The following is a 26,266-nucleotide window of genomic DNA, read 5'->3' as shown; positions in this document are numbered from 1 at the left end:
GGACGTGCCTCGCTCGGTGGGCCGCATCTGCCCCGTATGGGGATACGGGTCCGCCCCGCCGCAGGGGGCGCGACGGGGCGGAACGGCGGAGCGCTCGGGCTCAGCCGTTGAAGGTCTCGGGGTCCAGGCCCAGACGGACGCCGGTCTCGAGGGAGTCGATCGCCGCCAGGTCCTCGGAGTCCAGCTGGAAGTCGAAGACGTCGATGTTCTCCTTGATCCGGGACGGGGTCACGGACTTGGGAATCACCACATTGCCGAGGTCGAGGTGCCAGCGCAGCACCACCTGGGCCGGGGACTTCCCGTGCTTCTCGGCGATCGCCGCCAGCTTCGGGTCCTCCAGCAGGCCCTTGCCCTGGCCGAGCGGGGACCACGCCTCGGTGGCGATGTCATGGCGGGCGTTGAAGGCGCGCAGCTCCGCCTGCGGCAGCTGCGGGTGCAGCTCGATCTGGTCGATCACCGGGACGATCGAGGTCTCGGAGAGCAGCCGCTGAAGGTGGGCGGGGTGGAAGTTGGACACGCCGATGGCCTTGGCGCGGCCCTCGGAGTAGATCTTCTCGAACGCCTTCCAGGTGTCCACGTACTTGTCGACCCCGGGCATCGGCCAGTGGATCAGGTAGAGATCCACATACTCCAGGCCCAGCTTGGTCAGCGAGGTGTCGAAGGCGCGCAGGGTCGAGTCGTACCCCTGCTCGCCGTTCCAGAGCTTGGTGGTGACGAACAGCTCGTCGCGCGCGATGCCCGACGCGGCGAGTCCCTTCCCCGTGCCCTCCTCGTTGCCGTATATCGCGGCGGTGTCGATGCTGCGGTACCCGGCGTCCAGTGCGTTCCGCACCGCGACCTGCGCCTCGTCGTCCGGGATCTGCCAGACACCGAAGCCGAGCTGCGGCATCCGTACGCCGTTGTTGAGCGTGATGAAGGGGACCTTGCTCACGAGCAGTCGATCCTTACGTCGGATGTGGGCGTGCTTCCAGAAGTGCAACGATCAACGGCTGCCCGGCATTCCCTTCGGTATTCCCGCCGGCCGTCTACCAGGGGCGCCCGCGCAGGATCACCACCCCGTCCCCGTCCCGCCCCATGCGCTCCGCCGCCCGCTCCAGCGTGGGCGCCTCGCCCAGCAGACCGTAGAGCCCGCCCGCGAAGGCCGCCGACGCCGCGCCGTCCAGCGGTCCGCGGTGGGCGACCACCACCTCGGCCGCCCCGGCGAAGAGACCGGCCAGCGGCGCGCCCTCGGGGCAGCCGAGCACCACCCCGGGCAGCGGGGCGCCGGTCAGCCGGCGGTAGACGGTCAGCAGCTCGGCCAGACGTGCGGCCGGTGTGTGATGCGCCCGCCCGTCGCCGTCCTCGAAGACCAGCGTGCGCCCCTCACGGCGGCAGACCAGATGCAGCACATCCGGGCGTACGGTGAGGATCCGCCGCAGATCGGTGGCGGCCGCGGCGGGGCACCGGTCCACCGTCAGGACGCCACGGGCCGCCCGCTGGACCGCGGCTAACTCCTGGCCGCCCGGGGCAGCGCCGGTCACCAGCACCCGCCGGATCCCGCGGCCGCCCGGCCGCTCCCGTAAGGCGGCGCGGAACACCTCGTTGTGCGGATAGGAGACGCAGGCGGCGGCCAGGACGCGCAGCCTGCCGTCCGCGACCCGGCCCGCGGCGACCGCCCCGGCCACCGCGGACCAGAACTCCCCGGCGGTCGTGGCGGCCGCCGGCATGTGCTCGGCGGGGAAGCCCGCTCTGCGCAGCAGCGCCACGGCGGACGGGCCGGGCGGGAAGACCCGCGTCAACTCCCCTAGCTCCTCGGCCGTCAGCGCCGGATGCCCGTCCCCGTCCTGGCCGTCCACCGTGTTCCGTCGCTCCTCGCCTGTGCTCGTACCGCTGTGTGCCCCCCGGTTCCGTCCCTACTGAAGCGCGGCCAGGCGCAGCGGTTCCTCGAGCTCCTCCCGGAAGCGGTGCAGGGTGTGGCCCTCGCGCACCGTGGCGCCCACCGCGACCGCCGCCCGGCTCACCGCCCCGCGCGGTGCCCGCACCACCATGGCCAGCCGGTACGTCCCGCCGATGCGCACCGCGGAGGTGTGCCGGATCTCCCAGCCCGGGTCGGAGCGCAGCTCCCGCCGCGCCTCCAGACAGACCCGCTCGCCGAAGACGGTGCCGCCACCGTCCTGGAATCCGAGCCGCGGGCCGAGGTGGGCCGCGGGCGCCGGTGCCGTCACCTCGGCGGTGAGCCGGCGCGGGGTCATGGACCAGGCCACCGGCTGGAAGACCGTGGTGCCCCGCCGCACCGGTTCCGCCGTGAGGCTGAGATCGAGATTGACCGAGTGCAGGACGGGGTCCGGCGCGTCCCGGGCGCAGGTCACCGACAGATGCACCAGGTGATAGACGGCGTTGTCCGCCTCGGTGCGCAGGAAGTCCAGCAGCTCCGGATCCGGTCCGACGAGCTCGGCGGTGACCGGTAAGGCCACCGGCCCGCCCAGGACCACGCGCCCGGCCAGCCTCGGGCCGCTGGGCTGGGGTGTCTCCTCGGACAACAGGGCCAGTTCGCGTTCGGGAAGTTCGGGGAGAATGACATCGATCATTTCGTGCCCCCTTCGCGGCTCAGGAGTGGTACAGCGCCTCGACCTCGACGGCATACGCCTGTTCGATCGCCTTTCGCTTCAATTTCAGCGACGGCGTCAGCAGACCATGCTCCTCGGAGAACTGCGCGGCAAGTATCCGGAAGGTACGAATCGACTCCGCCTGGGAAACGGTGGTGTTCGCCGCGACCACCGCGCGCCGGATCTCGGTCTCCAGATCGGGGTCCCGGACCAGCTCGCCCGGCGGCAGCTCCGGTTTGCCGCGCATCGCCAGCCAGTGCGCGACCGCCTCCGAGTCCAGGGTGACCAGCGCCGCGACGTACGGGCGGTCGTTGCCCACCACGATGCACTGGGCCACCAGCGGATGCGCCCGCACCCGCTCCTCCAGGCCCGCCGGGGAGACCGACTTGCCGCTGGAGGTCACCAGGATCTCCTTCTTCCGCCCGGTGATGGTGAGATAGCCGTCGTCGTCCAGCGTGCCCAGATCGCCGGTGGCCAGCCAGCCGTCGCGCAGCACCGCGTCGGTGGCCTTGGGATCGCCGAGGTAGCCCTCGAAGACCTGGCCGCCGCGCACCCACACCTCGCCGTCGTCGGCCAGGTGCACCGTGGTGCCGGGGATCGGCACGCCGACCGTGCCGAAGCGGGTCTGCTCGGGAGGGTTGGCGGTGGCGGCGGCGGTGGACTCGGTGAGGCCGTACCCCTCGTAGATGGTGACGCCCGCGCCCGCGAAGAACAGTCCGAGCCGCCGCTCCATGCCCGAACCGCCCGACATCGCGTGCCGCACCCGGCCGCCCATCGCGGCGCGCACCTTGCCGTAGACGGCCTTCTCGAAGAACTGGTGCTGCACCCGCAGCCCGGCGCCCGGACCCGGCCCGGTGCCGAACGCCTTGGCCTCCTGCGCCTCCGCGTACCGCACCGCCACGTCCACGGCCTTCTCGAACACCCCCAGCTTGCCCTCCGCCTCGGCCTTGCGGCGGGCCGCCGCGAACACCTTCTCGAAGATGTACGGCACCGCGAGGATGAAGGTCGGCCGGAACGTCTTCAGATCGGGCAGCAGCGCGGCGGCCGAGAGCTTGGGCTGGTGACCGAGCTTGACCCTGCCGCGGATGGCGGCGACCTCCACCATCCGGCCGAAGACGTGGGCGAGCGGGAGGAAGAGCAGGGTGGCGGCCTCGTCGCCCCGCTTGGAGTGGAAGGCTTCCTCGTACCGCTCGACGATGTTGTCGCATTCCGCCATCAGATTGGCGTGCGTGATCACACAGCCCTTGGGGCGGCCGGTGGTGCCCGAGGTGTAGATGATGGTCGCGGGCTGCTCGGGGGTCACGGCCAGCCGGTGCCGTTCCACCAGATCGTCCTCGACGGGTTCCCCGGCCGCCAGCAGCTCCTCCAGCGCCCCCGCGTCCAGCTGCCACAGCTGCCTCAGATGCGGCAGCCGGCCGACCACCGAGCCGACCGTCATCGCGTGGTCCTCATGCTCCACGACACACGCGGAGACCCCCGCGTCGTGCAGCATCCAGCAGACCTGCTCGGCGGAGGAGGTGGGGTACAGCGGGACGCTCTGGGCGCCGATGGTCCACAGGGCGAAGTCGAAGAGCGTCCACTCGTAGCGGGTGGGGCACATGATGGCGACGCGGTCGCCGAATCGGACACCACGGGCCAGCAGGCCCTTGGCGAGCGCCGTCACCTCGTCCCGGAACTGGCCCGCGGTCACGTCCTGCCAGCCGCCGTCCGCCGTTTTGCGCGCCAGTGCAACCCGGAGGGGGTCGGAGTCCGCATGGTCGAAGACGGCATCCGCCAGTCCTCCGGCCTGAGGCGGCGTCGCCAACGGGGGGACGGTGAACTCGCGCAATACCTGCTCCTTGAAGCCGCTGGGCACAGCGCCGCGACCGTACCCGATCCGGCCCCCGATGCGGGAGAGGTGTTTTGTGCCCGGAACGTACGGAATGCCGGGCGGACAGTGAGGTGAAAGGGTATCAATCAGGCGCCGACGAGGGCGGATTGCGTGGAGTCTGGTCCTATGCGCCGCGTGTGTGGCTTATCTGTAACGGTCTTCTGCACGAAATCTCTCCGATCGTGGCACAGGCCCCGCCAGGATCGCGGCGGCGAGTGCCTCCGCGGCGGCGTGCGAGGCGTCCTCGTGCCGACGCTTTCCGTACAGCAGTACGAAATCCACCGGGCCGAGGTCGGGTAGCCCCGCCCGTTCGGGGACCGGCGCCAGGCCCGGCGGAATCAGGCCATGGGTGTGGGCCATCACCCCGAGCCCGGCGCGGGCCGCCGCGACCAGGCCGTTGAGACTGCCACTGGTGCACACTATCCGCCATGACCTGCCGTGTCGCTCCAGCACATCCAGCGCGCGGGCCCGGGTGAGCCCCGGTGGCGGGAAGACGATCAGGGGGAGCGGACGGTCCGGATCCAGCCGCAGCCGCTCGGCGCCGATCCACACCAGCCGGTCCCGCCACACCAACTGCCCGCCCGGCCGGTCCTCGGACCGCTTGGCCAGCACCAGATCCAGCTTGCCCGCCTCCAGCCGCTCGTGCAGCGTGCCCGACAGCTCGACGGTGAGCTCCAGATCCACCTCGGGGTGATCGCGGCGGAACCCCTCCAGGATCTCCGGCAGCCGCGTCACCACGAAGTCCTCCGAGGCGCCGAAGCGCAGCCGGCCGCGCAGCCGGGTGCCCCGGAACCAGCTCGCCGCCCGCTCGTTCGCCTCCAGGATGGAGCGGGCGAACCCCAGCATCGCCTCGCCGTCCTCGGTCAGCTCCACCCCATGGGTGTCGCGGGCGAAGAGCTGCCGTCCGACGGCCGTCTCCAGCTTGCGCACCTGCTGGCTCACGGTGGACTGGCGCACCCCGAGGCGGTCGGCGGCCTGGGTGAAGCTGAGGGTCTGGGACACCGCGAGAAACGTCCGGAGCTGGGCGGGGTCGTACATGGCGGCCACTGTACGCCCAGGCCATCACGGAACGCGATGACAGTCAGAGCGGTATACGGGATTCCCGATGGCCTTGATCGGGGGCACCATGGAACGGGCGCCGTCCGTGTCCACGCCAGGCCAGGAAGAACGAGAAGCCAGGCCAGAAAGAGCGAGAAGCCAGGCCAGAAAGAGCGAGAAGCCAGGCCAGAAAGAGCGAGAAGCCAGGCCAGGAAGAGCGAGAAGTCCGGCCAGAAAGAGCGAGAAAGAGAACGAATGCCGCACCGCCCGCACGTCCGCAAGATCGCCCTTCCCACCCTTCCCTCCTGGCTCCCCCTGGACGGTTTCATCCTCGGACTCATCGGCACCGTGGCGCTCGCCGTGCTGCTCCCGGTCAGCGGCCGGGCCGCCACCATCACCGACGGGGCCACCACGGTCGCGGTCGCCTTCCTCTTCTTCCTCTACGGTGCTCGCCTCTCCACCCGTGAGGCGCTGGACGGGGTGCGCCACTGGCGGCTCCATCTGACCGTGCTGGTGTGCACCTTCGTCGTCTTCCCGGCCCTCGGCCTGGCCGCGCGCGGCCTGGTGCCGTACGTGCTGACGCATCCCCTCTACACCGGGCTGCTCTTCCTGTGCCTGGTGCCCTCCACGGTCCAGTCCTCCATCGCCTTCACCTCGATCGCCCGGGGCAATGTGGCCGCCGCGATCTGCGCGGGCTCCTTCTCCAGCCTGCTCGGCGTGGTGGTCACCCCGGTGCTGGTCGCGCTGTTGCTGGGCGGCAGCGGAGGCGGCTTCTCGGCCGACTCGATGATCAAGATCGGGCTTCAGCTGCTGGCCCCCTTCGTCGCCGGTCAGCTGCTGCGCCGCTGGATCGGCGGGTTCATCTCACGCCACCGGGTGGTGCTGCGGCTGGTCGACCGGGGCTCGGTGCTGCTCGTGGTCTACGCGGCGTTCAGCGAGGGCATGAACCGGGGCATCTGGCACCAGGTGACCCCGGCCCGGCTGGCGATCCTGCTCGGCGTCGAGGCGGTCCTGCTCACGGTGATGCTCACGCTCACCTCGTACGGCTCGCGGAAGCTGGGCTTCGTCCGCGAGGACCGGATCACGATCGTGTTCGCGGGGTCGAAGAAGAGCCTGGCCGCCGGGCTGCCGATGGCGAGTGTGCTCTTCGGCGCCCAGGCGAGCCTGGCGGTGCTGCCGCTGATGCTCTTCCACCAGATGCAGCTGATGGTCTGCGCGGTGCTGGCCCGCCGCTTCGCGGCGCGGGCGCCGGAGGCGGCGGTGCCGGGAGCCGAGAACCGGTCCGGGGCTCAGGCTGATACGGACAGCGCGGACGACGCCGCGCTGACCCGCGTCTGACGTCAGCTCGTGGCGGCCGCGTTTCCGGCGGTCCGGTCGTCGGCAGGCGGCAGCGGCTTGCGGGCGATGAGGGACGCCTGCGGGGTGGGCTCCCAGCGCTCCGGTTCACGGACGGTCCGGGCGTGGACCGGCAGTCCGGCCCCGGCCAGCAACTCGGCGATCCGGTCCGGCTGCCACCGGCGGAAGGTCAGCGACACCTCATGACCGAACGCCTCCGTGTAGACCCGCGGCTCATCGCCCACCTGGAAGCCCACCAGCGCGTATCCACCGGGCGCCAGCACCCGGTGGAACTCGGCGAACACATCCGGCAGCCGCTCCTGCGGAATGTGGATCGTGGAGTACCACGCCACCACGGCGGCGAGGGTGCCGTCCGGGATGTCCAGGGCCAGCATCGACCCCTCCTCGAACCGCAGCCCGGGGTGCTCCCGCCGGGCCAGCTCCACCATCCGCGGCGACAGGTCGATCCCGTACACGGACAGCCCCAGACCGTGGAGATGCGCGGTCACCCGGCCCGGTCCGCAGCCCACATCGGCCACCGGTCCGCCCCCGGCGTTCCGTACCAGCTCGGCGAACCCGGCGAGTACGGCCCGCTCCAGCGTCTGGGCCGCCAGTTCATCGCGGTAACGCTCGTCGTAGTCGATGGCCATGGCGTCGTAGGACGCCCGGGTGGAGTGGAGAAAGTCGGCTTCGGTCACGGCCGTAGACCCTAGCGGGACGCACCCCGGATCGTTCCCCTCCCCGCCCCATTCCCGCCACCAAGGGCTCCGCCCCCGGACCCCGGGGGTCTGGGGCGGAGCCCCAGTTGTGGGAAGGGGCGGGGAGGGGATCAGCCAGCCGCAGGCGACACGATCCGCCGGGCATCCCCGCGGGATGCACCCTTCGCGGGCCTCGTTGTCAGACCCCTCTGGGAAGCTCCGGACATGACGACGCTCACGCTGCAGCTGACCATCGACTGTGCCGAGCCACGCCGGATGGTGGCCTTCTGGGCCGAGGCCCTGGGCTATGTGCCCGAGCCCCCGCCCGGTGGCCACGCCACCTGGCGGGAGTACTGGGCGGACATGGGGGTGCCCGAGGAGGAGCTGCCCCCGGGGACCGGGGAGACCGCGGAGTCCATCGTGGATCCGGAGGGGAAGGGGCCGCGGGTGTGGTTCCAGCAGGTTCCGGAGTCCAAGGTGACCAAGAACCGGCTGCATCTCGATCTGAAGGTGGGCGGTGGGCGGGATGTGCCCCTCGCGGTCCGCACCGAGCGCGTCACCGCGACCGTGGACCGGCTGAAGGATGCCGGAGCCACGGTCCTGCGGATCATGGACGAGCCGGGGATGGAGCACTACGCGGTGCTGCTCCAGGACCCGGAGGGCAATGAGTTCTGTGTTGTCTAGCTGTGGCGTGACGAGTTGTGGGATGGCCGCACCCGGTCGAGGGGGAGGCGGACGAGGGTGCCGGAGTGGGGGTCGTCGAGCGGGGCGTTGAACTCGCGGACGCGGCGCAGTTCGGTGTCGGACAGGGCGCGGGCGTACAGGCGGAACTCATCGAGATCGCCCGTCATATGGGAGCGGCTGTCCACGGCCTGGCCGAGGTGGAGGCCGAAGGGCGCGGTGCGGCTCACGGTGCCCGGGGCGTCGGGGGCGGTGACCGCGGTGCCGCCGTCCACGGTGAGGGAGAGCCGTCCGCCGCCGCGGACCAGGGCGAGGTGGTGCCACTGCCCGTCGTTGTACGCGGCGTCGGTGGACACCGAGGCGCTGGTGAAGGTGGCGAAGCCGTTGACCGTGGTCATCAGCGCCCGGATCCGGTTGTTCCCGGGCTCACCCCGCAGCCAGACCTGCGGTTGTTTGTTGCCGATGCCGCCCATCCACAGGAACGGATGCTGCCCGGAGGCGGCCGAGTAGCGGAACCACAGGCTCACGGTGAAGTCGCGGGTGCCCAGCGGCAGGGTGTTCCGGTACGGGACCCGTACGGCGTCGTCCGTGCCGTCGAAGGACAGCGCGTCGCCGAAGCGGCCGTCGTCGCGCGTGGCCGGGCCGCCGAGCACGGTCGCGGACCGGGCGCCGGGCGCGCGGTCGTCGGTGGTGGGGGAGGGGGCCTGGCGGGAGCCCAGCCAGTCCTCGGTGAAGCGGGCGAAGCGGATCTCGTCACGGGCGTCCACCGCACCGCCCTCGTACAGCAGCCCCACCGTGTCGCGGGAGATCGCGACCATGTCGGAGTAACCGGACCAGTCGGTGGTGACGACCTTGCCGCGGTCGACACCGTCCCAGGTGCGGGCCTCGTCCCAGGAGGAGCGGACCATCATGGTGCGGCGGCGGTCGGGGTCGGCGGGGGCGGAGAAGAGCAGTCGGCTGTAGCCGTCGCGGGCCGGGTCGCGCAGCCGCAGGATCGAACCCTGCACCTGGGGGGTGGGCAGATCGGGGATGGTGCGGAAGGGCGCGGCGAAGCTCTGGCCGCCGTCCCGGCTGATGGCGTAGTCGCGGTGGCCGAGATCGGTGCCGTCCTGCTCCCGGCCGCTCACGTAGATCGAGCCGTCAGCGCGCTCCACCAGCGTCATCTCGGACGGCTTCTGGCGGAAGGTGCCGTCCTCCGCGAGCGGGTAGCTGTCCACCGCGCCGATGCGCCAGCGGTTGCCGCCGTCGTCGCTGTAGGCGAGCGCGGCGTGGTTGTCGGTGATGCGGCCGCCGCTGAAGCTCTCGGTGTTGAGGGTGAAGACGAGACGGCCCTTGTGGCGTCCGCGCTGGAGCTGGATGCCGTGGACGGGGCCGGTGGCGTACCAGGAGTTCCACTGGGCCGGCATCAGCGAGGAGCTCAGATCGCGCGGGGCCGACCAGGTGGCGCCGTTGTCGTCGCTGTACTGGAGGTGCGGGGAGCGGTCACAGGGGACGTCGCAGCTCTGGGAGTCGTCGCGGCCGGTGTTGTAGGTGCTGGCGAGCACGATGCGGCCGGTGCGCTGGTCCACGATGGGCGCGGGGTTGCCGTGGGTGTCACCGGCGCCCTCGTTGACCACCTGGAGCGGGCCCCAGGTCCGGCCGCCGTCGGTGGAGCGCTTGAGGACGAGGTCGATGTCCCCGGCGTCACCGCAGTTGTCGACCCGGCCCTCGGCGAAGGCGAGCAGGGTGCCGTCCTTGGCCTTGACGACCGCCGGGATCCGGAAGCAGGAGTAGCCCTGTTCCTGGGCGGACTTGAAGAGGACCTGTTGTTCGAAGCCGGAGTCGGCGCGGGCCGCGGACGCGGAGGAATCCGTGTCCGCGGCCCGTACCGGAAGCGGGATCAGGGCCAGCGCCGCGGCGGTGAGGAGCACGGAGGCGCGGCGCCGCCACGGTCTGGTACGGGAGCGGGGCGGTCTGGTGCGGGGACGTGTGCGGAGAACTGACGCCATGGTCACGGCCTGCCCTTCAGACTGCCTCGTCGAGGCATCGGCATCTGGACGTCGAGGCCGTCGGGCATCACGCCATGAGGCATCATGCCGTCAGGACATCAAGACATCCCATGTCTCACACATGACTGCGGCTGAAAGTGTCTCGTCCTGCGGTCGTCCGGGACAAGGACCGTGCGTCATATCCTCGTGACACTGCGCCAGTTGGGGTGAGGGCGGGGCGCGAGGGGGACGGCGCCCGCCCCCGGACGGCGCCCGCGTCCGGATGGCGTCCGCCCCTGGATGGTGCCCGCCCCCGGACGGTGCCCGCCCCTGGATGGTGCCCGCCCCCGGACGGTGCCCCGCTTCGGTCAGCCCATGGCCGTCTGGCCCGCCGTGATGACCCGGTCCAGCAGCGACCGGGACAGCTCGAGCTCCTCGATGGCCGAGGTCATCCGGTCCCGCTCGGCCCGCAGTTCGCCCAGCAGATCCGGGCAGGTGGGCACGAGGTGCTCACCGTCGTCGCGGAGACAGGGCAGGACCTGGGAGATGGTCGCCGTCGTCAGCCCGGCCGCCAGCAGCGCGCGGATGCGCCGCACCGCCGCCACGTCGGACGCGCGGTACGCGCGATAGCCGCTGGGCAGCCGCTCGGGCCGGAGAAGGCCCTGCTGTTCGTAGTAGCGCAGCAGCCGTTCGCTCACCCCGGTGCGGCGGGACAGCTCGCCGATCCGCATGGGCCTCCTCCTCGCGGCTAAAACTCTCCGAACCCTCCAATGTGTGTCAGAGTTTACGGCCTCCGATCCCCTCGCACAGCACGCGGTCGATGAGGCCCTGAAGGGCTCCCTCGGCCCGAAGTATCTGCTCGTCATCGGCGGTCTTGCCGCTGGAGCTGATGGTCACCGAGCGCCGCCCGCCCTCGGTGAAGCCGGCGCGCACCGTGGCCCCTTCAAGGTCGCCGCCGTGGCCCCAGCGGTAGCCGCCGCAGCTGAGCGGCTGCCGTATCATCCCGAGCCCGTACTGGGCGTGCGGGAAGGCCACCTCGAAGTCCGGTCCGACGGGGACGGTCCGGCGCATCTCGGCGAGCTGCGCCGGGGGCAGCAGGCGGCCGCTCAGCAGTGCGGTGTAGAACCGGTCCAGATCGCGGTCGGTGCTGATGAGCGAACCGGCCGCACCGCCCCAGGAGACGTTCCGCAGTGTGGTGTCCGTCCAGGTGCCAGGACCGGAGCCGGGGAAGCGCTGATACGTATGCGCGTACGGGGCCTTGATCCGTGGATCGTCCCCGGGCTCATAGGTGCCGGTCAGACCCAGCGGGCGGATGACGCGGTCGCGGACCTCCTCCGGCCATGCGCGGCCGGTGACCTTCTGGATGATCATTCCGGCGAGGACATAGCCGGGGTTGGAGTAGTTCCAGTCGGGCTTCGGGTCATCGGCCGGGGCGGGCGGGAAGTCGGGCCGGTGCTTCATCGCCCCGGCGACCACCTGCTCGGGGGAGACATGGTCGAACCGGGTCCGCTCGAAGTCCGCCGCCGAGCCGCCGGTGTCCTCGCTGTAGGAGTAGTTGTGGATGCCGCTGGTGTGCTGGAGCAGATTCCTGACGGTGATCCGGCGGCCGTCGTTGCCATTGCCGCTCACCACGCCCGGCAGCCACCTGTCCACCGGATCGCTCAGCGAGAGCCGCCCCTCGGCGACCAGTTGGAGGACGACGGTGGCCACGAAGGACTTGGTCACGCTCGCGGCCCGGTAGTGCGCCCCGTACGGCATGGGGCGGCCGGTGTCGCGCTCCGCCTCGCCCGCGCGGGCGTGGATCCGGCGGTGCCCGTCGCGCACCTCCACGGTGATGCCGACGAACCCGGCGTCCTCCAGCGTCCGGGCCACCGCGCGCCGCAACTCGGCCTCGGTGAGCCGGTGGCCGGCGGAGGTGGAGGAGTCGGCGGAGCCGGGGGACGAGGTGGCGGAGGAGGCGGGGCCGACGTGCGGTGCCGTGGTGGCGGCGGCCGGGACGACGGCCGCGCCGCCGAGGAGGGCGGCGGTGGCGGCGGCGGCCGTGACGAGGCGTAAACGAGGGCGCTTCGTGGGTGCGTTCATGTCTCACCAGCTTCCGGGGGCGGTGGCGCCCCGGCCATGCGGCAAGCCCCCGGGTTCGGGTGGGGACAGCCCCATGGCCGGGCTCCTGTCGGGCTCCTGCCGGGCTTCGGCCGGGTGCTCGGGGCCGGTCAGGCCGACGAGCCGCTGTCCACCACGAGATCCGTGCCGACCACGGCGCCCGCCGCCGGTGAGGCGAGGTAGAGCACGGCCGCCGCGATCTCGTCCGCCTCCGCGACCCGGCCCAGCGGAGTCTCGCTCTTCGCCCGCTCGGCGCGGTCGGCCTCGGTCTCACCGGGCAGCAGCGACATGGGTCCGTCGGAGGCGCCGGGGCTGACCGCGTTGATCCGGATGCCCTGATGGATGTGGTCGAGCGCGGCGATCCGGGTCAGCGTGGCGACCGCCGCCTTGGAGGTGCTGTAGGCGCCGAGGCCCGAAACCCGCAGGTGGGCCCCGAGGTTGGAGGAGACATTGACGATCGCCCCGCCGCCGTGCTCCTTCATGTGCGCGATCTGGTGCTTCATGGCCAGCCAGACACCGGTGACATTGGTGCGCAGCACCGCCTCCCAGTCCTCCTCGCTGACCTCACCGACGGGCCCCTTGCCGCGCAGTATCCCGGCGTTGTTGACGGCGATGTCCAGTCCGCCGAAGCGGTCGACGGCGGAGTGCACCAGCTCCCGCAACTGGCCGGAGTCGGTCACATCGGCGGTCACCGCGGTGGCCCGGCCATCGGCGGCCTCGATGAGGCGGACCGTCTCGGCCAGGGTGGATGCGGTGCGGCCCGCGGCCACCACGGAGGCGCCTTCGGCGGCGAAGGCGAGCGCGATGGCACGGCCGAGACCGGTGCCCGCTCCGGTGACGAGGGCGGTCTTTCCGGTGAAGCGGTTCACTGCGTGGCTCCTTGAGGAAGAGAGGAGGGACGGGAGGGACGGCTCCGCTGGACGCGGAGGTTCAGGGCGGCGACGAGGGCGAGCGCGGCCCCCGTCGCGGCGAGGGAGACGGCATCGCTGCCGAAGGTGAGCACGATGGCGAAGACCACGGTCGGGCCGAGCTCCATCGCCGTGTTCAGCACCCCGCCCGCGAGCCCGGTCCGCTCATGCGGCACCCCGTTGGTGGTGAGCACGGCGGCCCCGGCGAAGGAGGCGGCGGCACCGGCCGGCAGCAGCACCAGCCCCGGCAGCAGCGCGGAGGCGTACGGGGTGTGCGGGTCGAGCCCGGTGAGGGCGAGCAGCACCAGCCCGGCCCCGGCCGTGGCCAGCCCGGCGGCGGTGACGACACGGGGGCCGAAGCGGGCTATCAGTGGCCCGGCCGCCCGGCCCGAGGTGAACAGGGCGATGGCGAACGGGACAAAGGCGGCCGAGGTCCGCAGCGGCGACCAGTCACGCTCCTGCTGGAGATGGAGTGAGAGGGTCACAAAGGTCATCGCGGTCGCGCAGGCGCTGAACGCGATGGCCGCGAGGGCGAGCGCCCGCCGCCGGTCCAGCAGGAAGCGCGGCGGCAGCAGCGGATCGCCCGCCCGGCGCTCGGCGTACCAGAACGCGATGAGCAGCGCGGCCCCGATGAGCAGGGGCACCAGCACCCCGGCCGACGACCAGGGCCGGGCGTCGGTGACCACGAGCCCGTAGCTGGCGAGCGTGATCCCGGCCGTGGCCAGCAGCGCGCCCGGCAGATCGAGCGCCCGGCCCCGGCTCGGCGGGGTGTCCGGCAGCAGCCGGGGCGCGAGGACGAGGGCGGCCACGGCCACCGCCAGCGGTACGGCGAAGCTCCAGCGCCAGGACAGCAGCTCGGCTATCACGCCGGAGAGCAGATTGCCCGCGGTCGCCCCGAGCACGGAGAGCCCGCCCCAGGTGGCCATCGCCTTGCCGTAGGCGGTGGGAGCGGGGAAGACGGCACGCAGCACGCCCATGGCGGCGGGCGCTGTCAGGGCCGCCCCCGCGCCCTGGGCGAACCGGGCCGCGAGCAGGGTCCCGATGCCGGGGGCGAACGGGGCGGCGGCCGAGGCGGCGGCGAAGAGGATGAGCCCGGCGGTGAGGGCGCGCCGCCCGCCGTAGCGGTCGGAGAGGCGCCCACCGAAGAGCAGCAGTCCGGCGAAGGTCAGCCCATAGGCGGCGCTGAGCAGGATCAGATCGGCCCGCTCCAGGCCGAAGGCGCGGCCGATTTCGGGCAGCGGCACGGCGATCGCCGCGAGGGTGAAGATCAGGGTGATCTGGACGGAGCCGAGCAGGGCGAAGGCCCGGCGATGGCGGGTCGTGGTGGCGGGGTCTGTGCCGGTGCCGGTCCTGGTGCCGGTGTCGCACGGGGTGTCGGTGACGGTCATCTCTTCCCCAATATTTGACCGATCGTTTTAATATGCGGGCATGCGAATGGGCTCTGCGTGACTCCCGTGATCGTGATGTGGTGGGGCCCCGGGTCGATGGGCTGTGGAGGGTGAGAGGTGAGCCCGAACAGGTCAGGCCATGGAGATCAGTCCAGCAGTGCCAGCGCCTGCTCCGCCGCGTCCCGCACCCGGGCCGGGTCGTCCGACGCCTTGCCGACCACCCGCAGCCCCTGCAGCAGCACGAACAGCATCCGCGCCAGCGCACGGGGGTCGCGGTCCTCGGGGAGCTCCCCCTGGGCCTGGGCCCGTATCAGCGCGGAGCACAGCGGGGTCTCCACGCGGTCCCAGCTGAGCTCCACCCGGCGGGCCGCCGCCGGGTCGTGCGGCGCCAGCTCGGCCGCCGTGTTGGTCACCAGGCAGCCGGCCAGCCGCATCTCCGGAGAGGCGGCCTCCTCGGCGAAACGGCGCACCACCGCCCGCACTGCGGGCAGCGCCGGGCCGGGCTGGGACAGCTCGGCCAGCAGGGACGGGTCGCGCGACTCCGCATAGCGGTCCATGGCCTTCAGGTACAGCTCGTGCTTGCTGCCGAAGGTCGCGTAGATACTGGCGCGGCCGATGCCGAGATGGTCGACGAGGTCCGCCATCGAGGTCGCTTCATAGCCGCGCTGCCAGAACAGCTCGAGAGCCGACTGCAGGGCGGCCTCTGGATCGAATTCCTTCGTTCTGGCCATGGCTCAACCCTAGCACCTAACCAGAACGAGCGGTCAAGAACACTTTCGAGTGAAGGCCCGGACGCGGAACGTATGGACGAGACTGCGGGGCTGCGCGGCAACGGGGCTACCTGGCCCGGTAGGGGCCGGCCGACGCAGGGGGCGCTCCCCGTCGGCCGGCCCGCCAACCCGTGCAGCGGGCGGACCGCTCCTCAGGCCCCGCCGACCGCTGTCCGCAGGGCGAGCCGCTGCTCGCCCGCGTACACGTTCATCGAGGTGCCGCGGAGGAAGCCGACCAGGGTCAGCCCCGTCTCCGCCGCGAGATCCACCGCCAGCGAGGAGGGCGCCGACACCGCCGCCAGCACCGGGATCCCCGCCATCACGGCCTTCTGCGCCAGCTCGAAGGAGGCGCGCCCCGAGACCATCAGCACCGACCCGGACAGCGGCAGCAGGCCCTGCTGGAGCGCCCGCCCCACCAGCTTGTCCACCGCGTTGTGCCGCCCCACGTCCTCCCGCAGGTCCAGCAGCTCACCGTCCGGGGTGAACAGCGCCGCCGCGTGCAGACCGCCGGTCCGGTCGAAGACGCGCTGTGCCGCGCGGAGCCGGTCCGGGAGCACGGAGAGCGTCTCCGGCTCGATCCGGACGGCAGGGCCCGGGCCCCCGGCGTCCTCGAGGCCGTCCGCCAGCGGCCAGCGCGCGGTCGTCCGCACGGCGTCCAGGCTGGCCTTGCCGCACAGCCCGCAGGACGAGGTCGTGTAGACATTGCGCTCGAGGGTGATGTCCGGGACCGGCACGCCCGGGGCCAGCGTCACGTCCACCACGTTGTAGGTGTTGGATCCGTCCTGGGTGGCGCCCGCGCAGTAGACGATGTTCGCCAGCTCGTCCGCGCGCCCGAGGACGCCCTCGCTCACCAGGAACCCGGCGGCGAGGGCGAAGTCGTCGCCCGGTGTGCGCATGGTGATGGCCAGCGGTTTCCCGTTCAGCCGGATCTCCAGCGGCTCCTCCGCCACGAGGGTGTCCGACCGGGTGCTGACCACCCCGTCCCGGATGCGGATGACGCGGCGTCGCTCGGTGACCCGTCCCATGTCGATCAATCCCGGTTCTGTGCGTGGTTCTGTACGTGCTGGTACCCGAAACGGCCCTTGATGCACAGGTTCCCGTGCGTGACGGGATTGTCGTGCGGCGAGGTGACCTTCACGATCTCATTCTCCTGCACGTGGAGGGTGAGATTGCAGCCCACACCACAGTAGGCGCACACCGTGGTCGTCTCCGTCTGGGCCGCCTCGTCCCACGTCCCGGCCGCCCGCATGTCGAACTCCGTCTTGAAGCTCAGCGCGCCGGTCGGGCACACCTCGATGCAGTTGCCGCAGTAGACACACGCGGAGTCGGTGAGCGGCGCGTCGTGCTCGGTGGAGATCCGGGCGTCGAAGCCGCGGCCCGCGACCGCGATCGCGAAGGTGTTCTGCCACTGCTCACCACAGGCGTCCACGCACTTGTAGCAGAGGATGCATTTGTCGTAGTCGCGGACGTACAGGTCATTGTCGACCTTGGGCTCCTCGTCCACCCGGGCGGCGTCCGCGCCGAAGCGGTCCGGCTCGGCCCCGTACTCCTCGATCCACTCGGCGGCGCGCGGGGTCGTGGACAGATCGGTGGAGGACGCCAGCAGCTCCAGGACGACCTTACGGCTGTGCCGGGCCCGCTCGGTGTCCGTGCGCACCTCCATGCCCTGCTCCACCCGGCGGGAGCAGGCGGGGGCGAGGGTGCGGGCGCCCTCCACCTCCACCACGCACACCCGGCAGGCGTTCTTCGGAGTGAGCGTGTCGCCCTGACACAGGGTCGGGATGTCCTTGCCCGCGGCGTGGCAGGCGTCCAGCAGGGTGCTGCCCTCCGGGGCGCGGACCGGCTCGCCGTCCAGGGTGAGGTCGACCAGTCGGCGCGGGGGTCGCAGCGGTATCGCGGTCACTTGAAGGCTCCCAGGCGGTCGATGGCGGACTCCACGGCGTTCCAGGCGGTCTGGCCCAGACCGCAGATCGAGGCGTCCCGCATGGCCTGGCCGACCTCGCGCAGCAGCGCGATGTCCCCGGCCGCGGCGGCGCCCGTACGGTCCTTGAGCCGGTGCAGCGCCTCCTCCTGCCGTACGGTGCCCACCCGGCAGGGGACGCACTGGCCGCAGGACTCGTCGCGGAAGAACTCCGCGATGCGCAGCAGGATGCGGGGCAGCTCGACGCCTTCGTCCAGCACCAGCACCACTCCCGAGCCGAGCGTGGTGCCCGCGGCGCGCGTGCCCTCGAAGGTCAGCGGGACGTCCAGCTCGTCGGGGCGCACGAATCCGCCCGCGGCGCCGCCGAGCAGTACCGCGCGCAGAGCCTCGGGCGGCCCCGCGAGCTCCAGCAGCTCCCGCAGCGTCGCCCCGAACGGCAGCTCGTAGACGCCGGGCCGGGCGACCGTGCCGGAGACGCAGAACAGCTTGGTGCCGGTCGAGGTGCCGGTGCCGGTACGCGCATACGCCTGCGCGCCCTCGATCAGAATCGGCAACACATTGACCAGCGTCTCCACGTTGTTGACCGCGGTCGGCTTACCGAACAGCCCCTTCTCGACCGGGAACGGCGGTTTGCTGCGCGGTTCACCGCGCCGCCCCTCGATCGAGTTGAAGATCGCGGTCTCCTCGCCGCAGATGTACGCGCCCGCGCCGCGCCGGATCTCGATGTCGAACGCGAACCCCTGGCCCATGACGTCCTCACCGAGGAAGCCACGGGCCCGGGCCCGGTCGATGGCGGTGCGCAGCCGGCGCAGCGCGCGGGGGTACTCGCCGCGCAGGTACAGATAGCCGCGGTGGGCCCCGGTGGCGTAGCCCGCGACGGTCATGGCCTCGATGAGGGCGTAGGGATCGCCCTCCATCAGGACCCGGTCCTTGAACGTGCCCGGTTCGCTCTCGTCGGCGTTGCAGACCAGATAGTGCGGATGGTCGGGCTGCTGGGCGGTGGCCGACCACTTCCGCCCGGTCGGGAACGCGGCCCCGCCCCGGCCGACCAGACCCGCCTCGGTCACCTCCCGGATCACCCCGGCGGGCCCGAGCGCGAACGCGCGCCGCAGCGCGGCGTATCCGCCGTGGGCGCGGTAGTCGTCCAGCGACCCCGGGTCCACCACCCCGACCCGGCGCAGCAGCACCAGGCCCTCGGCGCCGGCCTGGGGGACCGCGGCCACCGCGGGCGGCTCGGCCGCCGCCTCGTGCGGCGCCGACGCCGCGTCGGCGACCGCCTCGGCGGTGGCGGGGGCGACGACCGCGGCCTGAGGGACCTCGCCCGCGCGGATCGCCAGGGCCGCCGGGGCGCGCTCGCACAGGCCCAGGCACGGGCTGGGCTGCCAGACGGCCCCGGACCCCGCCGAACCCGCCGGGCCCACGTCCCGTTCGAGCTCAGCGCACACCTGGGCGGAGCCCCGGGCCGCGCACGCCAGATCCGTACAGACGTGGACGACGGTCGCCGGACGGGGTTTCACCGCGAACATCGCGTAGAAGGTCGCCACGCCGTAGCCCTCCGCCGGAGGGACCGTCAGCCGACGGCACAGATAGTCCAGGCCGCCCTCGCTGATCCAGCCCACCCGGTCGTTGAGGGCGTGCAGCCCGGGCAACAGCAGATCCCGCCGCTCCCGTGCCTCGCGGCCACCGCGCGCCCAGCGCAGATCCGTGTCCGTACGGTCGTCCGCGCCCTCCCAGGCGGACTCCGGCGGGCCGAGCAGCGCGTCGACCGCCGCCCGCTCCTCGTCCGTGGGCTTGCTGTCACCGAACCGCAGATCCACGATCAGCTCCTTACGGCGGTCACGGGAATCTTCTCGATCCTTATGGCCGACGCCTTGAACTCCGCCGTCCCCGCGATGGGGCAGTTCGCCTCGATCGTCAGGGAGTTGGTGTCCACCTCGTCGGGGAAGTGCATGGTCATGAAGGCGAGCCCCGGCCGCAGCCCGGGATCGATCCACACCGGCGCCACCACCGAACCGCGCCGCGAGGTGACCCGCACCCGCTCCTCGGCCTCCACCCGGTAGCGGGCCGCGTCCTCCGGGCACAGCTCGATGTACTCGCCGCGCCGCAGCGGAGAGGCGAAACCCCCGCTCTGCACCCCGGTGTTGTACGAGTCCAGGCGCCGCCCCGTGGTGAGCCGGATCGGAAAGGCGTCATCGGTCAGATCGACCGGCGGATCGTGCTTCACCGGACCGAAGGGGGCGAGCGGGCCGCGCAGCGCCGGATCGCTCTCCCACAGGCGGCTGTGCAGATAGGTGGGCTCGAGGCGGTCGGTGCTCGGGCAGGGCCACTGGATGCCCTGGTGCTCCTCCAGCCGCTCGTAGGTCATGCCGAAGTGGTCCGGGGAGACGTCGCGCAGCTCGTTCCAGACCTGCTCCGCGCCCTCGAACTTCCAGTCGTGGCCGAGCCGCCGCGCCAGCTCGCAGATGATGTCGATGTCCTCGCGCGCCTCGCCCGGCGGCTCCACGGCCTTGCGCACCCGCTGGACGCGCCGCTCGCTGTTGGTGGTGGTGCCCTCCGTCTCGCACCAGCCGGCGGTCGCCGGGAGCACCACATCGGCCAGCTCGGCGGTCCTGGTGAGGAAGATGTCCTGCACCACCAGGTGCTCCAGCGACTCCAGCCGCCTAACGGCCTGTTCGGTGTCGGCCTCGGACTGGGCCGGGTTCTCGCCGATGCAGTAGACGGCGCGCAGTTCGCCCGCCTCCATGGCCTCGAACATCTCGGTGAGGTTCAGCCCGTAGCGCGGCTGGATGACCACGTCCCAGGCGCGCTCGAACTTGGACCGGACGGGCGGGTCCAGGATGTCCTGGAAGCCGGGCAGCCGGTTGGGGATGGCGCCCATGTCGCCGCCGCCCTGCACGTTGTTCTGGCCGCGCAGCGGCTGGAGCCCGCAGCCGTACCGGCCGACATGGCCGGTCAGCAGGGAGAGATTGATCAGCGCCCGGACGTTGTCGGTGCCGTTGTGGTGCTCGGTGATGCCCAGCGTCCAGCACAACTGGGCGCGCTCGGCGGTGGCGTAGGCGTGCGCGAGATCGCGGATGGCGTCCGCCGGGACGCCGGTGACCTTCTCCGCGACGCTCAGCGTCCAGGGCTCCACATGGGCCGCGTACTCCTCGAAGCCGGTGGTCGCGCGCTCGATGAAGGCCCGGTTGGCGAGCCCCGCGTGGATGATCTCGCGGCCCACGGCGTGGGCGAGCGGGATGTCGGTGCCGACGTTCAGCCCCAGCCAGCTCTCCGCCCATTCGGCGGTCGAGGTGCGGCGGGGGTCGACGGCGTACATCCGGGCGCCGTTGCGGATGCCCTTGAGGACGTGGTGGAAGAAGATCGGGTGCGCGAAGCGGGCGTTGGAGCCCCACATCACGATGAGGTCGGTGTCCTCGACCTCCCCGTACGACGAGGTGCCGCCGCCGGATCCGAAGACGGCGGACAGCCCCGCCACGCTGGGCGCGTGACAGGTGCGGTTGCAGGAGTCGACGTTGTTGGTGCCGATCACCACCCGGGTGAACTTCTGGGCCACGTAGTTCATCTCGTTGGTGGCGCGGGCGCAGGAGAACATGCCGAACGCGTCGGGCCCGTGGGCCGCCGTCACGGCCCGGAACCCGGCGGCGGCCCGGCTGAGCGCCTCGTCCCAGGAGGCACGGCGGAGCTCTCCGCTCACGGAGTCCCGCACCAGGGGGTGGGTCAGCCGCGGGTACTGCTTCTGCTGTCGGTTGCGCTGGCGGTTACGGGCCACGACGGGCTCCTTACGGCGGTCACGCCGCGCGGTGCGACGTGAGGGGACCGAGCGTCCGGGAATCGTCGACTGAATATTGAATACAGTATGCCCGAGAAGAGGGTCAAGGAGTCGGACGACACCTCAACCCCCTTCGGTTTCGCGGTGATGGACCTCGGACGGTGGAGCGGGCTCAGCCGGTGAAGAGCTGGGTGGCCTTCCGGACGAGCTCGTAGACCCCGTACCCGAAGGGCAGTACGACCCAGGCCCAGGCGGCCACGGTCAGCGCGGTGCGGTTCCTGGGGGGCTCGGTCATCGGTCCGCTCCCTTCTCGGCGGGCGCCGCCTCGGACTCGGCCGCCGCGAGGGCCGGTTCGTGGAAGCGCGGATGGACCGGCCGTATCAGCTCGTTGGCGATGAAGCCGACGACCAGCAGCGCGATCATGATGGTGAGCGAGAGCGAGTACAGGCCGGGGCCGGTCTTCCCCGCCTCCTCCTGGTGGTCGGCGACCTTGTTGACGATGTACGGGCCGAGGACCCCGGCCACCGACCACGCGGTGAGCAGCCGGCCGTGGATGGCGCCCACCTGATAGGTGCCGAACAGGTCCTTCAGATACGCCGGAACGGTCGAGAAGCCGCCGCCGTAGAAGGAGAGGATCACCAGGGCGCACACCACGAACAGGGGCTTGGCGGAGTCCCCGAGCTGCGAGATGGCCAGATACATCAGCGCGCCCACGCCCAGATAGACCCGGTACATGTTCTTGCGCCCGATGAGGTCGGAGGTGGACGACCACAGCAGCCGCCCGGCCATGTTGGCCGCCGACAGCAGGGCCACGAAACCGGCCGCCGCGGTGGCGGACACGGGGGTGTCGGTGTCCTTGAAATAGTCGCCGATCATGGGCGCGGCCTTCTCCAGGATGCCGATGCCCGCCGTCACGTTCATGCACAGCACCACCCACAGGAACCAGAACTGCGGGGTGCGGATGGCGTTGCGCGCGGAGACGTCGGCCGTGCTGATCATGTGCCCCTGCTCCTGCGGCGGTTCCCAGCCGGCGGGCCGCCAGCCCTCGGGGGGTACGCGCACCAGAGCTACGCCGAGGGCCATGAAGACCGCGTAGGTCACGCCGTGGACCAGGAAGGTGGCGGCGATGCCGCCGCTGTCGGTGCCGAAGTGCTCCAGCAGCTTGCTGGACCAGGGCGAGGCGATGAGCGCTCCGCCGCCGAAGCCCATGATGGCGATGCCGGTGGCCATGCCGGGCCGGTCGGGGAACCACTTCATCAGCGTGGAGACGGGGGAGATGTAGCCGATGCCCAGCCCGATCCCGCCGATGAAGCCGTACCCGAGGACCACCAGCCAGTACTGGCTGGTGGCGGCGCCGAGCGCGGCGACGAGGAAGCCGGAGGAGAAGCAGACGAGGGAGACGAACATCGCCCAGCGCGGGCCGTTGCGCTCCACGAGCGTGCCGCCGAAGGCGGCGGACAGGCCGAGCATCACGATGCCCAGTTGGAAGGGGAGCGCGCTGGCCGTGCCCGAGAGGTCCAGCGAGGACTCCAGGGGCGGCTTGAACACGCTCCACGCGTAAGCCTGGCCGATGGAGAGGTGGACGGACAGGGCGGCGGGCGGCACCAGCCAGCGGCTCCAGCCCGGTGGGGCCAGAGTGCGTGAGCGATGGAGCAAGCCTAGACGATCATTGGTGGGCATGTGCCCGGACTTTAAGGATTCAACGAGTCGGTGACTAGACGTCAAGGCACCTGGGATGTGTCGGCGGCGTGGACAGGGTGAGTAAACTGTAGACAATAACCAATTCACGCGTCCGGTGAATCCGGACATCAGGTGAACAACGAGCCAGAGGGGGCGCGATGCTGTCCAGGGGACTGCCGCACGGCGCGGTGCCGAAGCTGGAGCGGCCCGGGCCACTCCGCGAGCGCGTCTACGAGGCGCTGCTCGAACTCATCACCACCCGCGCCCTCCGCCCCGGCCAGCACCTCGTGGAGAGCGAGCTCGCGGGCCATCTCGGCGTGTCCCGCCAGCCGGTGCGCGAGGCCCTTCAGCGGCTCAACACCGAGGGCTGGGTCGATCTGCGGCCCGCCCAGGGCGCGTTCGTCCACGAGCCCACCGAGGAGGAGGCCGATCAGCTCCTTACGGTGCGCACGCTCCTCGAGGCCGAGGCCGCCCGGCTGGCCGCCGCCGGGGCCGACGAGGCCGGCGTCGCCGCCCTGGAGGACCTGTGCGCGAAGGGCGAGCGCGCGGTGCTGGACGACGATGTGGACGGCGCGGTCGCGGCCAACGCCGAATTCCACGCCAAGGTGATGCGGCTCGCCGGAAACGCGGTCCTGTCCGAGCTGGCCGCCCAGGTGGACCGCAGGGTCCGCTGGTACTACACCCCGGTCGCCCGCCAGCGCGGCAAGCAGTCCTGGATCGAGCACCGCGAGCTGATCGCGGCCATCACCGCCGGCGACGAACACCGCGCCACGGCCGTCATGCGCGCCCACACCGAACACACCCGCCGCACCTACCACGACCGCGAGCGCTCCTGACCCGATCCGCCGGACCGCTCTACGACCCAGCGGCTTGCCGGGCTCGCGGCGGCGCGGCCCGCGTCGTGAGCGGATCGGCGGAGGCCCCACGACCGGATCAGAGGGTGAGGACGAGCTTGCCCTGGAGGTGACCGCCGTCGAGCAGCCGGTGCGCGTCGGCGACGCGCTCGAACGGGAAGGTCTCCTGCACGTGGACCCGGAGCCTGCCCTGTTCGACGAGTTCGACGAGACCTCGCAGGGCGACCGGATCGGGGTCGACCGCGATGCCGCTGAAGCGCATACCGGCCGCCTCGTACGTGGCGGCGAGCTCCGCATCCTCCTCGGCGACCGCCGTCACCAGGTGCCCGCCCGGGCGGAGCACTGCGAGCGACCGCTCGACGGTGTCGCCGCCGATCGTGTCGAGCACGACGTCGATGTCGCGGACCGCCCCGGCGAAGTCGACCGCCGTGTAGTCGATCACCTCGTCGGCGCCGAACCCCTCGACGAACTCCCGCTTGCTCCCGCTGGCGGTCGCGATCACGTGCGCGCCCAGCGCTTTCGCGATCTGGATCGCGACGTGGCCGACCCCGCCACCACCGCCGTGGACCAGGACGCGGTCACCCTCGCTCACGCCGCCGAGGTCGACGAGGCCCTGCCACGCCGTCAGCCCGACGACCGGCAGCGCCGACGCCTCGACGTGCGAGAGCGACGCCGGCTTGTGTGCCAGGTGCAACGCCGGCGCCGACACGACCTCGGCGTACGCGCTCGCCGCCCGCGGGAACAGCGGCATCCCGAACACCTCGTCGCCGGGCCTGAACCGATACGTCAGCGGCCCCTCCTCGACCACGCCGCTGATGTCCCAGCCGAGGATGAACGGCGGCCGGCCGAGCAGCGGGGGGAACTCGCCGGAGCGCAGGAGCGCCTCCAGCGGATTCAGCCCGATCGCCTTGACCCGGACGAGAACCTCGGTCGGGAGGGGCCGGGGCTCGGGCGCGTCCACGATGGTGAGCACCTCGGGACCGCCGAGCCTCTGCTGGGTGATGACTCGCATGACTCTCCTGGCTTGGGAAGGGGGGAGAGAACCCAGGCTATGTTTCCGATAGGAACCAGCAGGTACCTCTGGCGCAGGTACCTTTGGCGCCATGAGCGGTTTCGGTCCCGGTGATCCCTTTCTCGCCGACTGTCCGGGGCGTCTGGCGGTCGAGCTGATCGCCGACAAGTGGACGGTGGTCGTGCTCTACGGCCTCAGCAAGGGCCCGGTGCGCCATGGCGAGCTGATCGAGCTGATCGGCGGCATCTCCCGCAAGATGCTGACCCAGACGCTCCGACGGCTCCAGGCGCGCGGACTCATCCGCCGCCACGCCTACGCCGAGGTGCCGCCCCGCGTCGAGTACGAGCTCACCCCGCTCGGGGCGACGCTGATCGATCCGATCCACATGCTGACCGAGTGGGCGAGGGCGAACGGCGACGCGGTGCTCGATGCGCTCGACGCCGGCCCCGAGCCGGTCGCCCATGGCGACAACGATCCCCACCGCGGCCGGCAGCCTACCGAGGCAACCCAATGAGATGACGTCTTAAGCGACATGAGATGACGTCTTAAGCGACTTCCATGCGCTCGACCGCGTCCTTGGCCTCCTTCAAGTCGGCGTCGGTGAGCTGCCGGTAGACCTTGATGGCCTCGATCTTCTTGCCCTCCCGCACCAGGGCCGCCACCCGCTCCAACCCGGGCTCGGCCACCTGGATGTCCAGGTGGCCGAGGATCAGGTCCAGCTTGCGCTCGATGCGGTCCGCCCTGCGCTGGATCTTCTGAATCCTCGACCCCAGCAGCGAATACTGCAGCACGAGGGCCACGATCACGATGTACGCCGCTATCTCCATGATCGGCGATCGTAGTGGCCGGCCCGCCGCCGGTCCTGTTACGGGCTGGGCGACCGACTGTTACAGAGCGGTGGCGGGACTGTCGGTGCCCGGGGCCATACTGAGATGGGTCGGGCCTCCGACGCGGGGCCCGCTCGACGGAACCATGGCGACTACCCAACGGGGGTGGGTTCGTGAAGTTCGACATGGGCAGTTCCACGCTGTCAACGCTGACCTCCCAGACATCCGGATCGAGTGATGACCTGGGGGCGCTCATCCGCCAACTGATCGCCGCGGCGCAGCCGCTGGAAGGCCGCTTCAACGGCGCGGGCAAGGCGGCGTTCGACCAGTTCAAGCAGAACGCGGACGAGATCACCGCGGCGCTCAACGGCTCGCTGCGGGACATCCTGGGCGGCCAGTCCGGGATGGACAAGGCATTCGGCAGCGGTGACGTGGAGTCGGCGGACAACGCGCGGCAGACCATGGCCGCGGCCAATTTCGACGCGGCCCGTTTCAACGGCCGGTGAAGACGGCGGGGGTGACGAGCAATGGGGAATCAGGATCGGCGCAGCTACGACACGGGGGCGTCGGGTGAGGTGCAGGGAAGCCTCGGCGTGGTGATCGGGCAGCTGGAGCGGGTGCTCACCGACCGGGACCGGGCGGTGAAGGCGGCCATGGCGGACTTCACCGCCGACGGCGTGGCGGACGAGTACCACGGCAAGGAAGCGCGGTGGAACAAGGCCGCCGCCGAGGTCCGGCAGATCATCCACCTGGTGAAGGCCACTCTGGAGAAGAACGACGGAACCGCCCAGCAGACCCTGGCCAGGGCCAAGGCGGCGGTGGACGCCATCGGCTGAACTCGCGTGACACCGCGCGCCGTTGAG

26 protein-coding genes are annotated in these 26,266 nt (G+C 71.5%); 6 read left to right on the top strand and 20 right to left on the bottom strand.

Going from position 1 to position 26,266, the window contains the following annotated elements; genetic code table 11:
- Positions 1–100 precede the first annotated feature (100 nt).
- The 5 genes from ACZ6TD_RS12575 to ACZ6TD_RS12555 all read right to left on the bottom strand — a co-directional run bounded on the left by ACZ6TD_RS12575 (position 101) and on the right by ACZ6TD_RS12555 (position 5,493).
- Entirely contained in the window at positions 101–931 is an 831-nt protein-coding gene (locus ACZ6TD_RS12575; RefSeq protein ID WP_471353503.1) for an aldo/keto reductase, read from the bottom strand.
- Positions 932–1,025: 94 nt separating this feature from the next.
- Positions 1,026–1,835 (bottom strand): effector-associated domain EAD1-containing protein, encoded by an 810-nt coding sequence (locus ACZ6TD_RS12570; RefSeq protein WP_471353501.1) that lies wholly within the window; start codon positions 1,833–1,835, stop codon positions 1,026–1,028.
- Positions 1,836–1,892: 57 nt separating this feature from the next.
- On the bottom strand, positions 1,893–2,567 hold the full coding sequence (locus ACZ6TD_RS12565; RefSeq protein ID WP_471353499.1) for a hypothetical protein: 675 nt from the start codon (positions 2,565–2,567) through the stop codon (positions 1,893–1,895).
- Between the two features lie 19 nt (positions 2,568–2,586).
- Positions 2,587–4,413, bottom strand: coding sequence for an AMP-dependent synthetase/ligase (locus ACZ6TD_RS12560; RefSeq protein ID WP_471357677.1), 1,827 nt, complete (start codon positions 4,411–4,413; stop codon positions 2,587–2,589).
- A 186-nt stretch (positions 4,414–4,599) separates the two neighbouring features.
- On the bottom strand, positions 4,600–5,493 hold the full coding sequence (locus tag ACZ6TD_RS12555; protein WP_471353497.1) for a LysR substrate-binding domain-containing protein: 894 nt from the start codon (positions 5,491–5,493) through the stop codon (positions 4,600–4,602).
- A 255-nt stretch (positions 5,494–5,748) separates the two neighbouring features.
- On the opposite strand from ACZ6TD_RS12555, the gene ACZ6TD_RS12550 reads away from it, so the two are divergent.
- Positions 5,749–6,831 carry a bile acid:sodium symporter family protein gene (locus ACZ6TD_RS12550; protein ID WP_471353496.1) on the top strand — a complete coding sequence of 361 codons (1,083 nt, stop codon included), beginning with the start codon at positions 5,749–5,751 and terminating at the stop codon, positions 6,829–6,831.
- A gap of 2 nt (positions 6,832–6,833) precedes the next feature.
- Here the strand turns inward: ACZ6TD_RS12550 and ACZ6TD_RS12545 are convergent, their stop codons facing one another.
- Entirely contained in the window at positions 6,834–7,526 is a 693-nt protein-coding gene (locus ACZ6TD_RS12545) for a class I SAM-dependent DNA methyltransferase (RefSeq protein ID WP_471353494.1), read from the bottom strand.
- Between the two features lie 225 nt (positions 7,527–7,751).
- Here ACZ6TD_RS12545 and ACZ6TD_RS12540 point away from each other — a divergent pair, with 225 nt between their 5' ends.
- Positions 7,752–8,210 (top strand): VOC family protein, encoded by a 459-nt coding sequence (locus ACZ6TD_RS12540; protein ID WP_471353492.1) that lies wholly within the window; start codon positions 7,752–7,754, stop codon positions 8,208–8,210.
- Here ACZ6TD_RS12540 and ACZ6TD_RS12535 read toward each other — a convergent pair.
- From ACZ6TD_RS12535 to ACZ6TD_RS12480, 12 genes are all read right to left on the bottom strand, one after another.
- Positions 8,207–10,195, bottom strand: a complete 1,989-nt coding sequence (locus ACZ6TD_RS12535; RefSeq protein WP_471353490.1) for an exo-alpha-sialidase — start codon at positions 10,193–10,195, stop codon at positions 8,207–8,209. The genes ACZ6TD_RS12540 and ACZ6TD_RS12535 overlap by 4 nt on opposite strands.
- Positions 10,196–10,542: 347 nt before the next feature.
- On the bottom strand, positions 10,543–10,905 hold the full coding sequence (locus ACZ6TD_RS12530; protein ID WP_471353488.1) for a MerR family transcriptional regulator: 363 nt from the start codon (positions 10,903–10,905) through the stop codon (positions 10,543–10,545).
- Positions 10,906–10,951: 46 nt separating this feature from the next.
- Complete coding sequence (locus ACZ6TD_RS12525) at positions 10,952–12,256, bottom strand: serine hydrolase domain-containing protein (protein ID WP_471353486.1); 1,305 nt, start codon at positions 12,254–12,256, stop codon at positions 10,952–10,954.
- A 128-nt stretch (positions 12,257–12,384) separates the two neighbouring features.
- Positions 12,385–13,143 carry an SDR family NAD(P)-dependent oxidoreductase gene (locus ACZ6TD_RS12520; protein WP_471353485.1) on the bottom strand — a complete coding sequence of 253 codons (759 nt, stop codon included), beginning with the start codon at positions 13,141–13,143 and terminating at the stop codon, positions 12,385–12,387.
- On the bottom strand, positions 13,140–14,570 hold the full coding sequence (locus ACZ6TD_RS12515; protein WP_471353483.1) for an MFS transporter: 1,431 nt from the start codon (positions 14,568–14,570) through the stop codon (positions 13,140–13,142). The genes ACZ6TD_RS12520 and ACZ6TD_RS12515 overlap by 4 nt, the downstream gene beginning before the upstream one ends.
- 146 nt (positions 14,571–14,716) lie before the next feature.
- On the bottom strand, positions 14,717–15,301 hold the full coding sequence (locus ACZ6TD_RS12510; protein ID WP_471353481.1) for a TetR/AcrR family transcriptional regulator: 585 nt from the start codon (positions 15,299–15,301) through the stop codon (positions 14,717–14,719).
- A gap of 191 nt (positions 15,302–15,492) precedes the next feature.
- On the bottom strand, positions 15,493–16,365 hold the full coding sequence (fdhD, locus tag ACZ6TD_RS12505) for a formate dehydrogenase accessory sulfurtransferase FdhD (RefSeq protein ID WP_471353479.1): 873 nt from the start codon (positions 16,363–16,365) through the stop codon (positions 15,493–15,495).
- Positions 16,366–16,370: 5 nt separating this feature from the next.
- On the bottom strand, positions 16,371–17,243 hold the full coding sequence (locus ACZ6TD_RS12500) for a 2Fe-2S iron-sulfur cluster-binding protein (RefSeq protein ID WP_470008510.1): 873 nt from the start codon (positions 17,241–17,243) through the stop codon (positions 16,371–16,373).
- Positions 17,240–19,078 (bottom strand): NADH-ubiquinone oxidoreductase-F iron-sulfur binding region domain-containing protein, encoded by a 1,839-nt coding sequence (locus ACZ6TD_RS12495; RefSeq protein ID WP_471353477.1) that lies wholly within the window; start codon positions 19,076–19,078, stop codon positions 17,240–17,242. Before ACZ6TD_RS12495 ends, ACZ6TD_RS12500 begins: the two co-directional genes overlap by 4 nt.
- A 2-nt stretch (positions 19,079–19,080) precedes the next feature.
- A complete protein-coding gene (locus ACZ6TD_RS12490) occupies positions 19,081–21,030 on the bottom strand; it encodes a molybdopterin oxidoreductase family protein (RefSeq protein ID WP_471353475.1) in 1,950 nt (649 codons plus the stop codon).
- Between the two features lie 172 nt (positions 21,031–21,202).
- Positions 21,203–21,325: an MFS transporter small subunit gene (locus ACZ6TD_RS12485; RefSeq protein WP_471353473.1), complete on the bottom strand. Its 123-nt coding sequence runs from the start codon at positions 21,323–21,325 to the stop codon at positions 21,203–21,205.
- Positions 21,322–22,710, bottom strand: coding sequence for an L-lactate MFS transporter (locus tag ACZ6TD_RS12480; RefSeq protein ID WP_471353472.1), 1,389 nt, complete (start codon positions 22,708–22,710; stop codon positions 21,322–21,324). Before ACZ6TD_RS12480 ends, ACZ6TD_RS12485 begins: the two co-directional genes overlap by 4 nt.
- Positions 22,711–22,868: 158 nt before the next feature.
- Here ACZ6TD_RS12480 and ACZ6TD_RS12475 point away from each other — a divergent pair, with 158 nt between their 5' ends.
- A complete protein-coding gene (locus tag ACZ6TD_RS12475) occupies positions 22,869–23,546 on the top strand; it encodes a GntR family transcriptional regulator (protein WP_471353470.1) in 678 nt (225 codons plus the stop codon).
- Positions 23,547–23,643: 97 nt separating this feature from the next.
- Here the strand turns inward: ACZ6TD_RS12475 and ACZ6TD_RS12470 are convergent, their stop codons facing one another.
- Positions 23,644–24,576 carry an NADP-dependent oxidoreductase gene (locus tag ACZ6TD_RS12470; protein WP_471353468.1) on the bottom strand — a complete coding sequence of 311 codons (933 nt, stop codon included), beginning with the start codon at positions 24,574–24,576 and terminating at the stop codon, positions 23,644–23,646.
- Between the two features lie 91 nt (positions 24,577–24,667).
- Between ACZ6TD_RS12470 and ACZ6TD_RS12465 the strand changes: the two genes are divergently transcribed.
- Entirely contained in the window at positions 24,668–25,090 is a 423-nt protein-coding gene (locus ACZ6TD_RS12465; RefSeq protein WP_471353467.1) for a winged helix-turn-helix transcriptional regulator, read from the top strand.
- Between the two features lie 31 nt (positions 25,091–25,121).
- Here ACZ6TD_RS12465 and ACZ6TD_RS12460 read toward each other — a convergent pair whose 3' ends face one another.
- Positions 25,122–25,403: a ribosomal protein L7/L12 gene (locus tag ACZ6TD_RS12460; RefSeq protein WP_471353465.1), complete on the bottom strand. Its 282-nt coding sequence runs from the start codon at positions 25,401–25,403 to the stop codon at positions 25,122–25,124.
- A gap of 173 nt (positions 25,404–25,576) precedes the next feature.
- Here ACZ6TD_RS12460 and ACZ6TD_RS12455 point away from each other — a divergent pair, with 173 nt between their 5' ends.
- Both ACZ6TD_RS12455 and ACZ6TD_RS12450 read left to right on the top strand, forming a co-directional pair.
- Positions 25,577–25,909 (top strand): hypothetical protein, encoded by a 333-nt coding sequence (locus ACZ6TD_RS12455; protein WP_037957788.1) that lies wholly within the window; start codon positions 25,577–25,579, stop codon positions 25,907–25,909.
- Between the two features lie 21 nt (positions 25,910–25,930).
- Positions 25,931–26,239: a pore-forming ESAT-6 family protein gene (locus tag ACZ6TD_RS12450; RefSeq protein ID WP_471353463.1), complete on the top strand. Its 309-nt coding sequence runs from the start codon at positions 25,931–25,933 to the stop codon at positions 26,237–26,239.
- Positions 26,240–26,266: the final 27 nt, after the last annotated feature.

Source organism: Streptomyces yongxingensis (genome assembly GCF_055597465.1).
The sequence above is the reverse complement of the archived record's forward strand: the minus strand, read 5'-3'. Positions and strand labels throughout refer to the sequence as shown.

What these genes read in the sequence shown, in the direction of transcription:
- ACZ6TD_RS12565 (WP_471353499.1), bottom strand. Translation starts at nt 2,567, where the DNA reads ATGATCGATGTCATTCTCCCCGAACTTCCCGAACGCGAACTGGCCCTG.
- ACZ6TD_RS12555 (WP_471353497.1), bottom strand. Translation starts at nt 5,493, where the DNA reads ATGTACGACCCCGCCCAGCTCCGGACGTTTCTCGCGGTGTCCCAGACC.
- ACZ6TD_RS12550 (WP_471353496.1), top strand. Translation starts at nt 5,749, where the DNA reads ATGCCGCACCGCCCGCACGTCCGCAAGATCGCCCTTCCCACCCTTCCC.
- ACZ6TD_RS12540 (WP_471353492.1), top strand. Translation starts at nt 7,752, where the DNA reads ATGACGACGCTCACGCTGCAGCTGACCATCGACTGTGCCGAGCCACGC.
- ACZ6TD_RS12535 (WP_471353490.1), bottom strand. Translation starts at nt 10,195, where the DNA reads ATGGCGTCAGTTCTCCGCACACGTCCCCGCACCAGACCGCCCCGCTCC.
- ACZ6TD_RS12530 (WP_471353488.1), bottom strand. Translation starts at nt 10,905, where the DNA reads ATGCGGATCGGCGAGCTGTCCCGCCGCACCGGGGTGAGCGAACGGCTG.
- ACZ6TD_RS12525 (WP_471353486.1), bottom strand. Translation starts at nt 12,256, where the DNA reads ATGAACGCACCCACGAAGCGCCCTCGTTTACGCCTCGTCACGGCCGCC.
- ACZ6TD_RS12515 (WP_471353483.1), bottom strand. Translation starts at nt 14,570, where the DNA reads ATGACCGTCACCGACACCCCGTGCGACACCGGCACCAGGACCGGCACC.
- ACZ6TD_RS12510 (WP_471353481.1), bottom strand. Translation starts at nt 15,301, where the DNA reads ATGGCCAGAACGAAGGAATTCGATCCAGAGGCCGCCCTGCAGTCGGCT.
- fdhD (WP_471353479.1), bottom strand. Translation starts at nt 16,365, where the DNA reads ATGGGACGGGTCACCGAGCGACGCCGCGTCATCCGCATCCGGGACGGG.
- ACZ6TD_RS12485 (WP_471353473.1), bottom strand. Translation starts at nt 21,325, where the DNA reads ATGACCGAGCCCCCCAGGAACCGCACCGCGCTGACCGTGGCCGCCTGG.
- ACZ6TD_RS12480 (WP_471353472.1), bottom strand. Translation starts at nt 22,710, where the DNA reads ATGCCCACCAATGATCGTCTAGGCTTGCTCCATCGCTCACGCACTCTG.
- ACZ6TD_RS12475 (WP_471353470.1), top strand. Translation starts at nt 22,869, where the DNA reads ATGCTGTCCAGGGGACTGCCGCACGGCGCGGTGCCGAAGCTGGAGCGG.
- ACZ6TD_RS12470 (WP_471353468.1), bottom strand. Translation starts at nt 24,576, where the DNA reads ATGCGAGTCATCACCCAGCAGAGGCTCGGCGGTCCCGAGGTGCTCACC.
- ACZ6TD_RS12465 (WP_471353467.1), top strand. Translation starts at nt 24,668, where the DNA reads ATGAGCGGTTTCGGTCCCGGTGATCCCTTTCTCGCCGACTGTCCGGGG.
- ACZ6TD_RS12460 (WP_471353465.1), bottom strand. Translation starts at nt 25,403, where the DNA reads ATGGAGATAGCGGCGTACATCGTGATCGTGGCCCTCGTGCTGCAGTAT.
- ACZ6TD_RS12450 (WP_471353463.1), top strand. Translation starts at nt 25,931, where the DNA reads ATGGGGAATCAGGATCGGCGCAGCTACGACACGGGGGCGTCGGGTGAG.